Origin of the sequence: Mucilaginibacter litoreus, assembly GCF_042676805.1 — a bacterium.
In the GTDB taxonomy this organism is placed as follows: Bacteria; Bacteroidota; Bacteroidia; order Sphingobacteriales; family Sphingobacteriaceae; genus Mucilaginibacter; species Mucilaginibacter litoreus.
Window position 1 is genome coordinate 135,452 of sequence record NZ_JBHTHZ010000012.1, and the last position, 13,442, is coordinate 148,893.

The window sequence follows — 13,442 nt, forward strand, 5'->3', positions numbered from 1 at the left end:
CTTAATGGCACTTAGACAGATATTGATTTTTACCGGTGTAGCTGCCATGCTTTTAGCAGCCTGCACACATCCGGCTGCAATCAAACAGTTTTCGAAGCAAGGTAAAAATATGGTAGCCGATAGGCTTGCAAATATCAACACGGATACCATTGCTAATGACACTACTGTAAATATTGCCGCGGTAGGCGATATCATGCTTGGATCATCCTATCCGGATAGCTCGGGATTACCGGCAGACAAAGCCACGGGTACATTTCAATATGCCTTGAACGACCTTAAGAAAGCCGACATTGCATTTGGCAACCTCGAAGGTGTATTACTTGATACCGGCGCACCTGTAAACTATAAATTGAAATTTCGTAACAAAGGTTATTTATTCAGGATGCCCGAAGAATATGGCGGTATCTTAAAAAATGCTGGCTTTAACCTTTTAAGCGTTGGGAACAACCACTCTAATGATTTTGATTATGCCGGGCGCAAAAGCACCATGAAAATTTTGGATAGTTTGGGGATCCATACAGCCGGTTTCAAAACACATCCATCAAAAACTTTTACTATTAAAGGAGTTAAATATGGGTTCTGCGCATTCTCTCCAAATGCTCAAACCGTTCCATTACTGCAAACCGGTGCTGCTAAAAAGCTTATTGCTGAGCTGAAAGCCGCCAGTGATGTGGTTATTGTATCTTTTCATGGCGGTGGCGAAGGAGCGGATTTTGAACACGTGAAAGATAGTACCGAGGTTTTTAAAGGTGAGAACCGGGGCAATGTCAAACTGTTTGCACATGCTGCGATAGATGCAGGCGCTGATCTTGTACTCGGGCATGGGCCGCATGTTGGCCGTGCCATTGAAGTATATAAAAAGCGCCTTATTGCCTATAGTTTAGGCAACTTTGCCACTTATAAAGGCGTAAGCGTAAGTGGCGTTTGCGGGCTGGCACCATTACTTAAGCTAAAGCTCAGTAAAAAAGGTGAATTCCTGAATGGCGAAATCCGTTCCTACCGCCAGGATCATTTTGCCGGTGTTACGCCAGATACACTTAAACGCGCCATGCTGCGCATTAAAGCACTAACCCAGGCAGATTTTGTGCAACCCGGTATAATGATATCAAACTCGGGGTATATAGCCCCGGCTAATGCCAACTAAGCTTCGTCTTTAGTATTCCGTATAAGGCTTATGCCGGTTGAAAAGAAAATGATTGAGATGATGCCAACCACTATCAATGTTGTTGCTGTACCTGCATGCTGAATAATTTGCGCCCCTGTATAAAGCAGGCCAATTATACCAATCACAGTCAGTATTGTTCCAAAAGTACGTTTTAGGTTCATATTGTTATGTTTTAATACTTACCTCACATTAACCATATAATTTTTGCTTTGTTTTATAAGAATGTATGTATTGATTGCATAGTTATTATCATTAATTTGTAACTTTCGCACGCCTCGATGTATGATTTAGCAATAAATAACGTTAGAGGTATTGTAAGTGCCTCGCATTTACATTGTGATAAGGTTTAGGTTGAAAGTCCCCGGGCAGCGAGTGCCCGGGGCTTTTATTATCCCCTGTAAGCTTAAAAGAGTATTGTTAGAATTAATGAGCGAGTTGAAACAAAAACTTCATCAATTATGCGTTGCTTATGTACAATCGCGGATTGCAGCCGCCGGGCAGGCAATAACAGAAGCACAGCAGGCACAGTTGGATGATACCAAAAGCAGCGCGGGAGACAAATATGAAACCGGCCGGGAAATGGCTCAACAGGAAAAAAACCGCCATACGGCACAATTGAACGAAAGCAATAAATTATTGATAGCGTTAAACCAGATCCCTGTAAACGGCACATCTAAAACCGCTGAAAACGGTAGTATTATTTATACAAGTAACGGAAACTTTTATCTCTCGGTAAGCGCCGGTAGCATTACTATCCGGGGGGAAAGCTTTTTTGCTGTATCCCCGTCATCGCCAATTGGTGTAAAATTGAAGGGCCGGCAAGCCGGTGATGAGTTCATCCTGAATGGAAAAAACTACCGGATTATTAGTGTGAAATGATAAAAAATTTCAGAACGCACTTATTTTCAGAAAATAAAAACAATTAGTTTGATAAATATTTTGTACAAGTGATTAATTTCTATTCTATATTTGGGAAAAACAAAACAAAATGACAGGCAACAACCTGGGCATTATTAAACTATTTTTTGATGAACATATTCGTTGGAAGCCTTCCTTATTCATTACAGGAAGCAGATTTGCAAGAGCTTTTTGAAGCTTATGGTGAAGTAAGCACCGTTAAAATTATTATTGACAGAGAATCCGGAAGAAGCAAAGGTTTTGGATTTGTTGAAATGCCGGATGATGAAGCAGCTCAAAAAGCGATCTCGGGCTTAAACGGATCACAAATCAGCGGCCGCTCAATTGCTGTTAGCCAAGCGGAAGATAAAAAAGGCGGCGAGCGCAGAGGCGGTGGCGGTTTTGGCGGCGGTAATCGCGGCGGAGGCGGTGGTTACAGCGGCGGCGGAAACCGTGGCGGCGGCTATGGCGGTGGCGATCGCAGAGGCGGTTATTCAAAAGATAGCGGCAGAGACAATCGCTGGTCATAATATTAGTAAATAAAGGCATCGTATATTGGGCGATGCCTTTATAGCTTACACGCTATCAAATTTGTTAGCGTGCTTTTTTATGCCTTATCTTTTAGGCTCAATATGCGTTGATGTAAACAAGTGTGCCTGCTGCAATTTTATTTTAACAAAAGGTATAGCGGCTCCCGGCTTTGATACTTTTTACTATTTTTGTCAAAAAAATTAATATCAGATGAGCGAACTCATTAAAAAACAAGTAAGTGATGCAAAAGCATTGATGGAAAAAGCTATAAACCATACTGATAACGAATTGAACAAAATTCGTGCAGGCAAGGCAAGCCCATCAATGCTGGATGATATAGTAGTTGAATATTATGGCACCCCTACACCACTTAGCCAGGTGGGTAGCGTAAACACTCCGGATGCACGTACCATAGTGGTACAACCATGGGAAAAATCTTTATTGTCGCCTATTGAAAAGGCTATTAAAGAAGCAAACCTGGGTGTCAATCCTCAAAACGATGGTGTTATCATTCGTATCAATGTACCACCGTTAACTGAAGAGCGCCGCCGCGACCTGGTAAAAAAATCAAAAGGGGAAGCTGAAAATGGTAAAATCGCTATCCGTAATATCAGGAAAGATGCTAACGAAAAAATCAAAAAATTGAAATCTGAAGGCGTTTCTGAAGACGAAATAAAAACAGGCGAGGCTGAAGTACAAAAATTAACTGATGCTTTTATAGTTAAAGTTGATCAACTTGCTGAAGTAAAAGAAAAAGATATCATGACTGTGTAATTACAGCTTAAATTATTGTAAAAAGGGATGGATTAAATTCATCCCTTTTTTATTTATTAATATTTTGTAATACATTTGCGTAATCAATTACGTAATTAAGATTACAATGGAATTTTACAATAAAGTTGGTAAGATGGCGCTGGGAAGCCGTCTGCGCAGATTAAGCGAAAAATTAAGCGAACAGGCTGGCGAGGTTTATAGCCTTTACCATATTGATATGAACCCGAAATGGTTTCCGGTATTTTATGCTTTGGCCGAGGGAGAACCAAAATCAATCATGCAAATCGCGTCAGAAATTGGCCATTCACATCCTTCAGTAAGTACTATAGCTAAAGAAATGGTGAAGTATGGCATAGCCAAAGAAGTAAAGAGCAATACCGACGGACGAAAAAATTACCTGACCTTAACTGATAAAGGCTTACAGATCAATCAGCAGATACAGGTTCAGTATGCCGACGTAAACGCCGCTGTAGAAAACGCTTTGGCCGAAACACAGTATAATATCTGGAAAGCCATTGAAGAATGGGAGTTTTTGCTCGAACAAAAAAGCCTGCTTAACCGGGTAAAGCACGAACGCAAGCAACGGGAACAAAGCCATGTACAAATCATCGATTATACACCTCAACATCAGCAAGCCTTCAGGCAGCTGAATGAAGAGTGGATAACAACCTGGTTTAAAATGGAAGAATCGGACTATAAAGCGCTTGATCACCCTGATGAATATATTATAGATAAGGGCGGGCATATCTTTATCGCTTTATACAATGAAGAGCCTGTAGGTGCATGCGCCCTTATTAAAATGGACAACAACATGTATGAACTGGCCAAAATGGCTGTATCGCCTAAGGCAAAAGGAATGGGTATAGGATTTTCCCTCGGTCAGGCTTGCATAGAAAAGGCTAAAGAACTGGGTGCCGAAAAATTATATCTTGAAAGTAACACTATCCTTAAACCGGCTATAAGTTTATATCACAAGCTGGGGTTCAAAAAAATAACAGGCATTCCGTCCCCTTATGAAAGATGTAATATCCAGATGGAAAGGGAATTGTAACAAAGCAATACCATTTGCCGGTACCAATAATTAACATCAATGTCAAATTAAAGGGAATGAGCTACATAGCCGTTGTCTTTATATATTTTTGCCATTGAGAAAATGAATATACTTATAAATTATTTGAAAAAGCACCGCTGGATAGTAGTGCTTGCACTGTTTTTAGCCGCGATGAATATAGGGTTCTCTCTGTTAGACCCATATATTACCGGCCGCATTGTAGATAATGTTATTGAAAAGCGCGATGCCCTGCAGGAAGATGAATATCTTCACCGGGTACTCACCTTAGTAGGTTTAGCTATTGGGGTTGCCATGGTATCTCGCATAGCTAAAAATTTTCAGGATTACTTTACCAATATCATTACCCAAAAAGTTGGTGCCGAAATGTACGCCGATGGTTTGAAACATTCGCTGGAGTTGCCTTACCAGGTGTTTGAAGATCAGCGCAGCGGCGAAACGCTTGGCATCCTGCAAAAAGTACGTTTAGACTGCGAAAAGTTTATCACCCAGTTTATCAGTATCCTGTTTGTATCACTGATAGGGATGGTATTTGTGATGGTATACTCGGTATCGGTAAGTTACCAGGTGCTTTTAGTGTATGTGGCGGCTATCCCGATCATATCATTTGTCAGCATGGCCATGAGCCGCCGTATTAAGCGCATTCAGCGCAATATAGTAGCAGAGACCACAGCACTGGCCGGCTCTACTACTGAGTCGCTCAGAAACATCGAGCTGATCAAAAGCCTTGGCCTGGCCAAACAGGAGATTAAACGCCTTAATACCACTACTTACAAGATCCTTGACCTGGAGCTTAAAAAGGTAAAGTATGTACGCAGCATGAGCTTTGTGCAGGGTACTACGGTCAACCTTGTTCGTAGCGCCATGGTAGTGGTTTTATTAATGCTGATATTTAAAGGCAGCATATCCCCGGGCCAATACTTTAGCTTTTTGTTTTACTCTTTTTTTCTGTTTAACCCGCTGCAGGAATTGGGTAACGTTATCTTAAGCTGGCGTGAGGCGGAGGTATCTTTGGCTAACTTCAAAAAAATATTGAGTACGCCGATAGATAAAAAGCCTGAAAAACCTGTGCTGTTAGAAAAAGTGCGCAAACTCACCTTTAGCGATGTAAGCTTTAAACACCTTACCGCGAACCGTAACGCGCTTAACCATATCAGCTTTAACACCAACACCGGCGAAACCATCGCATTCGTCGGGCCATCTGGCTCGGGCAAAACTACATTGGTTAAGCTGTTGGTTGGCTTGTATCAGCCGTTGCAGGGTAATATTTTATATAATGATATACCAAGTAATGAGATTGACCTTGACCAGTTGCGTGAGCGCATAGGCTTTGTTACGCAGGATACACAGCTATTCTCAGGCACCATACGCGAGAACCTGTTGTTTGTACAGCCTGACGCTACTGATGAAGAATGCATGAGCGTTTTGCAACGCGCTGCCTGCCAAACACTGATGGCACGTGCTGATAAGGGGTTGGATACTGTTATTGGCGAAGGCGGCGTAAAAGTATCGGGAGGCGAAAAACAAAGATTATCTATTGCCCGCGCCCTGTTACGCAAACCGGATATACTGGTATTTGACGAGGCGACATCATCTCTCGACTCTATTACTGAAGAGGAAATAACAGGTACCATAAGGGATGTTTCTGTTTTACATGAACACATCACTATCTTAATAGCGCACCGTTTATCAACTATTATGCATGCTGATTGTATTTTTGTGCTGGAAAAAGGCAACATAGTAGAATCGGGTAAGCATCACGATCTGATTGACCAAAAAGGATTATACTACGCCATGTGGCGCCAGCAGATCGGCGAAAAGCATACGGTAGATGCGTAAGACCAATAACCTGTCACTTTGAACGGGGTACGAAAAGAAATCTTGTTAAATATGCAAAGTTCATAACGCTCTAACAAGATTTCTCACTATCGTTCGAAATGACAGCTTAATATATAATAAAGCCCTGCCGGTTATCCGGCAGGGCTTTTTAACTATCTTGAAATTTGATGTTATTTCACCAATGTGCCAATAGGCTCACCGCTGGCTATTTTCATAAAGTTGCCCTCTTTGTTCATATCAAAAACAATGATAGGCAGCTTATTTTCCTGGCACAACGTTATAGCCGTCATATCCATTACGTTCAAGCCTTTATCGTACACCTCTTGAAAACTGATTTCGTCAAAACGGGTAGCAGTAGGGTCTTTTTCGGGGTCGGCGGTGTAAATACCATCTACACGGGTGCCTTTTAATACTACGTCGGCTTTTATCTCTATAGCGCGTAACGAAGCTGCTGTATCGGTAGTAAAGTATGGGTTACCTGTACCGGCACCAAAAATCACTATCTTACCACACTCTAAATGGTGCATGGCGCGGCGGCGAATGTAAGGTTCGCAAATCTGCTCCATTTTGATAGCCGATTGCAGGCGGGTATCCACACCAATACTTTCTAATGCGTTTTGCAGAGCCATACAGTTGATCACAGTTGCAAGCATTCCCATATAATCGGCCTGGGCACGCTCCATGCCTGACTTTTCGGCGCTTAAGCCCCTGAAAATGTTTCCTCCTCCAACTACAATGGCAATCTCAATTCCCTGATCTTTTACTGCTTTTATATCCTGCGCATATTGCAGAACCTGCTTGTTATCGATACCGTACTGGCGTTCGCCCATCAAGGATTCGCCGCTAAGTTTAAGTAGGACTCTTTTATATTTCATTTATGAGGAAGATTTATCAAAAATAGATAATAAATACAATTGTTAAAATTTTAAGTGCTAATGATTGATGAATTGACCGTTCAACACGGTATTTAACACTTTAAATTCATCATTAAAGATTATTAAGTCGGCATCAAAACCAGCAGCTATGCTGCCTTTTGTTTGCCTTTTTGCTAATTGCGCCGGATATAACGATGCCATATTTATCGCTTCGGCCAACCCGATACCCACTTTTTCAACGCAGTTTTGAACAGCTTTAAGCATGGTAAGGCTCGAACCGGATAGGGTACCATCGGGCATTACATATTTATCTCCCTCCAACCTGTGCTGATATGCACCTTCTGTTGCTTCAGTTACGGCATCAGTTATCAGGAACAGCCTGTCGCCCAACTCGCGTTTTGCCAAACGTATCATCGGCCAATCCACATGGTTACCATCTGCTACTATGCTGGTATACGGACGCTCCTCAAATATAGCCGGTATGTACCCCGGTTCGCGGTGATGCATTTGCGGCATGGCATTAAACAGGTGGGTGACCGCCGGAATAGGATTATTCAAAAACTTTTTGCCCTGCTCATAAGTAGCATTGCTATGGCCGGATGATATGATAATACCCTGATCATCCAAATAATCAATCACTTCCTGATCCTGCAATTCAGGTGCAATGGTCATCATTGTGATAACACCATCAGCCTGCTCAACCCAGCTTCTAACTTCAGTCAGGGTAGCTCTTTTAATAAACTCAGCCGGATGCGCGCCACGTTTAGCTACATTCAAATAAGGCCCTTCCAGATGCAATCCCCAAAAGTTACCGTTTGCCTGCGCACGATAGGCTTTAGCAGATTCAATACCCGCTTTAACAACCTCGTTAGTATTAGTACCAATGGTAGCAAAAAATCCGGTGGTGCCTTGCCTCAGCAGGTCGGCTTCCATTTGCTGCAATGCTGCAACTTCCGGTTTACCGGCAAATAACTTACCGCCACTGCCATATATCTGCAGATCAATTAAACCAGGCGCAAGGTAGGCGCCATTAAGATCATGCTTTGTAGCGAGCGACGGAATAGCATTTTCATTGATGATTGCTGCGATTGTTTTGCCATCAATTAAAATTGCTTTATCATCACTGATAACGCCGTTTGTAATGAGCCTGAGGTTATGAAGTGCTATCATGTTGCTAATGTATGTCATGTTGAATTTATTTCAACATCTTTCATGATAATGATTTTGCGATAGCTGTTTTCATGTCTGATCCTTAAACAACTTCAGTAGGACGAACCATGTTAAAAATATTGCAAAAAAAATCCCCCTCGTTTAAACGAGGGGGATAATATAATTAAGCTCCTAAGGCTACCCGCTTAAAGGCGGTAACTGTGAGGCCTTTTTCAATTGAGTCAAGGAACTGACTAACGTTCTTAGATGAGTCTTTAACAAACTCCTGATTCAATAAAGTAGAATCTTTATAGAACTTGTTCAGTTTACCGGCAGCAATTTTTTCAACCATTTCTTCTGGCTTACCTTCTGCACGGATCTGGTCTTTAGCGATAGCTAATTCACGCTCTATGGTAGTAGCGTCAACGCCATCTTTATCAACTGCCACAGGGTTCATAGCAGCGATCTGCATAGCCACGTCTTTACCAGCTTCGTCTGCACCGGCAACAGCTTTGTTTAAGCTAACCAATACACCTAAACGGTAGTTACCGTGGATATAGGCAACAACTTTTTCGCCTTCGATAACTTCATATTTAGAAACGCCGATCTTTTCTCCGATTTTCCCGGTTTTTTCAACGATAGCGTCGCTGATTTTTAAGCGTGAGTTTTCTACGTCTACTTCAAGGTTATTCAGCTCTTCAATAGAAGCAGGGTTATTTTCAACAGCTGTATTAGCTATCTGGTTAGCAAAAGCAACAAACTCAGCATTTTTCGCTACGAAGTCAGTTTCGCAGTTAAGCTCGATGATAACGCCACGTTTGAAATCTTCTGAAGTACGGGCAATAACAACACCTTCGTTAGACTCGCGGTCCTGACGGCTGGCAGCAACTTTAGCGCCTTTTTTTCTTAAGTAATCAATTGCAGCTTCAAAATCACCGTTGGTTTCGGTCAAAGCTTTTTTGCAATCCATCATACCTGCACCGGTTTGCTGGCGCAGTTTATTTACGTCTGATGCAGAAATTTGTACTGTAGACATTTTTTTGTTTTTTATAAGTTAAAAGTCGCAAGTATTAAGTCTTTAGTCGGATTTACTCGAGACTATTGACTTATTACTTACGACTAAATAATATTACTCTTCTGTAGACTCAGCAGTTGGGGTACCGGCTTCAGCTTCTTCGGCTACTCTTTTAGCGCCGCGTGCACCTGAAGTTGTTTCCGGTTGATCAGCTTTAGCTTTTGCTGCTGCTGCTTCTCTTTCAGTTTCGTCTTCTTTCTCGCGTTTGCGCTCATCTAAACCTTCCTCAATCGCTTTGATGATGATACCGGTGATCAATGAAATTGATTTGGTAGCATCGTCGTTAGCAGGGATCGGGAAATCGATGTTAGACGGATCAGAGTTGGTATCAACCATCGCGAAAGTAGGGATGTTAAGCTTTAAAGCTTCAGATACCGCGATGTGCTCTTTCTTAACGTCGATGATGAATAAAGCAGCTGGTAAACGGTTCAGATCAGAAATACCACCTAAAAGTGTTTCTAATTTTACACGCTCACGCTGGATCATTAAACGCTCTTTTTTAGAAAGGATAGCGTAAGTACCGTCTTTAGTCAGTTTATCGATGTTTGACATCTTTTTGATTGACTTGCGTACGGTAGCAAAGTTGGTTAACATACCACCTAACCAACGCTCGGTGATGTAAGGCATGTTTACGCTTTTTGCATAATCGGCAACAATATCCTTAGCCTGTTTTTTGGTAGCTACGAATAATACTTTACGGCCTGATTTTACTATTTGTTTGATAGCTGAAGCAGCTTCTTCAACCTTAGCTAAGGTTTTATTTAAATCGATAATGTGGATACCGTTGCGCTCCATGAAAATGTACTGAGCCATTTTCGGATCCCATTTGCGGGTAAGGTGACCAAAGTGTACACCTGCATCCAGTAAGTCCTGATATGTTGTTCTTGCCATTGTTTGTGTCCTCCTTTGATATTAACGTTTACTGAATTGGAATTTCCTGCGTGCTTTTCTGCGGCCTGGTTTTTTACGCTCAACCATACGGTCATCACGTGTCATTAAACCTTTAGCGCGTAACGCTGGTTTCTTATCAGCATCAAGTTCAACAATGGCTTTAGCGATAGCTAAACGAACGGCCTCAGCCTGGCCTTTGATACCACCGCCTACTACGTTTACTTTAACATCATATTTACCTGCAGAACCAGATACTTCTGTAGACTGCATAACAATGTATTGTAAAGGCAAGGTAGGGAAATATTCTTTGTAATCTTTACCGTTAACGGTAACTGCACCATTGCCTTCGCTTAAGTAAATGCGGGCAACAGCGGTTTTTCTTCTGCCTGAAGTGTTAGTTGTTGGCATTGTGTTTTTTCTCCTTTAAAATTAAAAGTTAAATGGTTTTAGGATTTTGAGCGGCGTGTGGATGCTCGGCACCGGCATAAACATGCAGGTTACCATAAATAGCACGGCCCAAACGGTTTTTAGGTAACATACCACGAACCGCTTTTTCAATTACGCGCTCAGGATGTTTTGCCATTAACTCCTTAGGAGAAATGAAACGCTGACCACCTGGGTAACCAGTGTAAGAAACATATTGCTTGGTGGCAAATTTGTCTCCGGTCAGTTTTACCTTGTCTGCATTAATAACAATTACGTTATCACCGCAGTCTACGTTCGGGGTGAACCCTGGCTTATGTTTACCTCTGATCATCATAGCGATCTTAGTACACAAGCGCCCCAAAATCTCATTGTTAGCGTCAACAACAACCCATTCTTTATTAACGGTTTTTTTGTTGGCTGAGACAGTTTTGTAACTTAACGTATTCACTTGCTTTAAATTAAATAATTAAACTTTTTTATAAACCCCGCTTTTACGGGACTGCAAAGATACGCTTAATTGTTTAACTTACAAGTGGGTTGTGCTTTTATTTTAGCGAAGATAGATAACTTATTTAAGCCGTTACAAACAAGAAGAACTAATATACATCGTTATGAGTGCCGACGTCCAAAAGTAAAATAACTTCTTTATTGATGTCTGTTAAATCAGTTTCGATAGTAAAAATGATTCTGCAATCATATCCGCAGGAACATGCTAAATAGGCAGCGAGTTTTCCACTTAATTTATGTGTTCTTAGAGATGGATGATAAACATCCAATTCCATTTTACTAACAGTTTTAAGAATCGCGGATTTTAATGATTGATTATTATTTGCAAATTTCTTATAAGACTTTTCAAAAGCTTTAGATAAAACCAATTACGCTGCATGGTAACCTTGCTGATTATAGCGAATTTAATTTATCTATGACTTCTTCGGCTGATAAAGCAGTTAGTTTTCCGGCATGATAATCTTTTAAAGATTGTTTAGCCTTTTTAGAAACTTCATCTCTGCGAGCTTCAATCTGTCGCTTTTGCAATATTTCAAGCAACATTTCCCTGGATGTAAAATCCAGTTTCATAATATCTTCAAGCATAGAATTTATCGTTACCATATCAGTGTCTTTAATACAAAAATAATAAAATCATTTATCTCACCTTTTCTCCACCCTGTCATAAAACCCGCCGAATGAGTTAAGTTTCACGGCATCCTCGTTGAAGAAATCGCCCGGGAAGCCTAACTCTATTTTACTTGCTTCATCAAGCTTGGCGATATGCGCTGCAGATAAGGTTACATCAACAGTTTTAAGGTTATCTTTAAGCTGATCAACTTTAGTAGCGCCTACGATAGGTATGCACTGAAAGCCTTTGCTCATTGTCCACTGCAGGGCAACATGGCTTTCAGATACGCCCAACTCCTGCGCTATTTCCATCACCACGCGGGTAATTTGCTCGGCTTTCTCATTCAAGCGTTTGCTGTCGGGTTTAATGCGTCCTTTCTCGCCTTTTAGGTATTTACCCGTTAAGGCGCCACCGGCAAGTGGGGCCCATGGCGTCACCGTCATACCGAAGTGTTTAGCCATCGGGATCAGTTCGCGCTCGGCAGTACGGGCCAGCAAGCTGTATTCCACCTGCAAGGCTATAAACTGGCTCCAGCCCATCAACTCGGCAAGGGTATTGCCTTTTGCTACTATCCATGCAGGTGTATCGCTTATGGCAGCATAATTAACCTTACCCTGGCGTATCAGATCGTCCAGGCCGCGCAGCACCTCGTCAATGGGGGTAATATCATCCCATATATGCAGGTAAAGCACATCTATAAAATCTGTTTTTAAACGCTTAAGGCTTTCCTCAACGCTCCGCATCATGTTTTTGCGGTTATTGCCACTTGCATTGGGGTTGGTTTGGTTATCCTTTAAGGTATATTTGGTAGCCACAACAAAATAGTCGCGGTCATGGTTGCTCAGGTAGTCTCCTATAATCTTTTCGCTTGTTCCCAGTTTGTAAATATTGGCCGTATCTAAAAAGTTGCCGCCGGCTTCGGCATAGGCATCCATAATTTTAAAGCTGGTATCGGCGTCGGCCCCCCAGCCGGCTTCAGTGCCAAAGCCCATGGTGCCTAAACAAAGTTCGGATACTTTAAGGCCCGAGCGGCCAAGCAGTTTGTATTTCATAACATTAATGTTTCCTGGTAAACGTTACAGCAAAGCTGCTGTTTTAAAAGCTTAAATAAAAGCGCCGGTAAACAATAAGCTTAAGCCAATTGTAAATATTAACAAACATTAAACCCATGAAGATCATCAACACCGATAAACCCATACAGGCAGCACAATATGCCGAATACCTGCGCAATAAGCTAAACCCATTATTTAAAGAGCGCAGGCATCTGGATATTGACTTTGACATTGTTGATACTGCAGATAGTATTCAAATACTTTATCCTGAGCTATACGATGGTTTTTTGTTCCGTTATGAATTTAAGGGCGATGAAATAGATGTGATCAAATCAGAACATTATACAGATGATGTAAATGTGCTGACTATGGAAGATATCCTTAACAGCCTTTACATGGAGTACCCGGGAAGGGATAATATAAGTTTTATTGAGGAGGGGTCTTGAAATAGATGTAATTTATTTCCTAAATATTTTTTGATTTAAAGACGTATATTTACATATGTTCCCATTCTTTTTGTTTATTGTTATTGTAGCACCCTTTATAACATTAACAATTGTGCTGTTTTATTTTAAGAGAAAG

17 protein-coding genes are annotated in these 13,442 nt (G+C 41.4%); 7 read left to right on the forward strand and 10 right to left on the reverse strand.

Annotated features, from left to right (window positions below; all coding sequences use genetic code 11):
* Nucleotides 1-4 precede the first annotated feature (4 nt).
* Nucleotides 5-1,144: a CapA family protein gene (locus ACFQZX_RS13350; protein WP_377116121.1), complete on the forward strand. Its 1,140-nt coding sequence runs from the start codon at nt 5-7 to the stop codon at nt 1,142-1,144.
* Here the strand turns inward: ACFQZX_RS13350 and ACFQZX_RS13355 are convergent.
* Nucleotides 1,141-1,326, reverse strand: a complete 186-nt coding sequence (locus ACFQZX_RS13355) for a hypothetical protein (RefSeq protein WP_377116123.1) — start codon at nt 1,324-1,326, stop codon at nt 1,141-1,143. The genes ACFQZX_RS13350 and ACFQZX_RS13355 overlap by 4 nt on opposite strands.
* Before the next feature lie 265 nt (nt 1,327-1,591).
* Here ACFQZX_RS13355 and ACFQZX_RS13360 point away from each other — a divergent pair, with 265 nt between their 5' ends.
* The 5 genes from ACFQZX_RS13360 (at nt 1,592) to ACFQZX_RS13380 (ending at nt 6,275) form a co-directional block, all read left to right on the forward strand.
* Nucleotides 1,592-2,044 (forward strand): 3-oxoacyl-ACP synthase, encoded by a 453-nt coding sequence (locus tag ACFQZX_RS13360; protein WP_377116125.1) that lies wholly within the window; start codon nt 1,592-1,594, stop codon nt 2,042-2,044.
* A gap of 149 nt (nt 2,045-2,193) precedes the next feature.
* Complete coding sequence (locus tag ACFQZX_RS13365) at nt 2,194-2,592, forward strand: RNA recognition motif domain-containing protein (RefSeq protein ID WP_377116127.1); 399 nt, start codon at nt 2,194-2,196, stop codon at nt 2,590-2,592.
* Between the two features lie 211 nt (nt 2,593-2,803).
* Entirely contained in the window at nt 2,804-3,367 is a 564-nt protein-coding gene (frr, locus tag ACFQZX_RS13370; protein ID WP_377116129.1) for a ribosome recycling factor, read from the forward strand.
* 106 nt (nt 3,368-3,473) lie between these two features.
* Nucleotides 3,474-4,418 (forward strand): bifunctional helix-turn-helix transcriptional regulator/GNAT family N-acetyltransferase, encoded by a 945-nt coding sequence (locus tag ACFQZX_RS13375; RefSeq protein WP_377116131.1) that lies wholly within the window; start codon nt 3,474-3,476, stop codon nt 4,416-4,418.
* A gap of 102 nt (nt 4,419-4,520) precedes the next feature.
* Nucleotides 4,521-6,275: an ABC transporter ATP-binding protein gene (locus tag ACFQZX_RS13380; protein ID WP_377116133.1), complete on the forward strand. Its 1,755-nt coding sequence runs from the start codon at nt 4,521-4,523 to the stop codon at nt 6,273-6,275.
* Nucleotides 6,276-6,445: 170 nt separating this feature from the next.
* Here ACFQZX_RS13380 and pyrH read toward each other — a convergent pair whose 3' ends face one another.
* The 9 genes from pyrH to ACFQZX_RS13425 form a co-directional block, all read right to left on the reverse strand.
* A complete protein-coding gene (gene pyrH / locus ACFQZX_RS13385) occupies nt 6,446-7,150 on the reverse strand; it encodes a UMP kinase (protein ID WP_377116135.1) in 705 nt (234 codons plus the stop codon).
* Nucleotides 7,151-7,207: 57 nt separating this feature from the next.
* Nucleotides 7,208-8,320, reverse strand: coding sequence for an N-acetylglucosamine-6-phosphate deacetylase (nagA, locus tag ACFQZX_RS13390; protein WP_377116137.1), 1,113 nt, complete (start codon nt 8,318-8,320; stop codon nt 7,208-7,210).
* Nucleotides 8,321-8,483: 163 nt separating this feature from the next.
* A complete protein-coding gene (gene tsf, locus ACFQZX_RS13395; protein WP_377116139.1) occupies nt 8,484-9,335 on the reverse strand; it encodes a translation elongation factor Ts in 852 nt (283 codons plus the stop codon).
* A 93-nt stretch (nt 9,336-9,428) separates the two neighbouring features.
* Nucleotides 9,429-10,265: a 30S ribosomal protein S2 gene (rpsB, locus tag ACFQZX_RS13400; RefSeq protein ID WP_377116141.1), complete on the reverse strand. Its 837-nt coding sequence runs from the start codon at nt 10,263-10,265 to the stop codon at nt 9,429-9,431.
* A 21-nt stretch (nt 10,266-10,286) separates the two neighbouring features.
* Nucleotides 10,287-10,673 carry a 30S ribosomal protein S9 gene (gene rpsI, locus ACFQZX_RS13405; protein WP_377116143.1) on the reverse strand — a complete coding sequence of 129 codons (387 nt, stop codon included), beginning with the start codon at nt 10,671-10,673 and terminating at the stop codon, nt 10,287-10,289.
* A 28-nt stretch (nt 10,674-10,701) separates the two neighbouring features.
* Nucleotides 10,702-11,139 (reverse strand): 50S ribosomal protein L13, encoded by a 438-nt coding sequence (rplM, locus tag ACFQZX_RS13410; protein WP_377116145.1) that lies wholly within the window; start codon nt 11,137-11,139, stop codon nt 10,702-10,704.
* A gap of 148 nt (nt 11,140-11,287) precedes the next feature.
* Nucleotides 11,288-11,566 carry a type II toxin-antitoxin system RelE/ParE family toxin gene (locus ACFQZX_RS13415; RefSeq protein WP_377116147.1) on the reverse strand — a complete coding sequence of 93 codons (279 nt, stop codon included), beginning with the start codon at nt 11,564-11,566 and terminating at the stop codon, nt 11,288-11,290.
* Nucleotides 11,567-11,591: 25 nt separating this feature from the next.
* Nucleotides 11,592-11,783: a hypothetical protein gene (locus ACFQZX_RS13420; RefSeq protein WP_377116149.1), complete on the reverse strand. Its 192-nt coding sequence runs from the start codon at nt 11,781-11,783 to the stop codon at nt 11,592-11,594.
* Nucleotides 11,784-11,840: 57 nt separating this feature from the next.
* Nucleotides 11,841-12,860, reverse strand: coding sequence for an aldo/keto reductase (locus tag ACFQZX_RS13425; protein WP_377116151.1), 1,020 nt, complete (start codon nt 12,858-12,860; stop codon nt 11,841-11,843).
* A gap of 116 nt (nt 12,861-12,976) precedes the next feature.
* Between ACFQZX_RS13425 and ACFQZX_RS13430 the strand changes: the two genes are divergently transcribed.
* Nucleotides 12,977-13,306, forward strand: coding sequence for a hypothetical protein (locus ACFQZX_RS13430; RefSeq protein WP_377116153.1), 330 nt, complete (start codon nt 12,977-12,979; stop codon nt 13,304-13,306).
* Nucleotides 13,307-13,442: the final 136 nt, after the last annotated feature.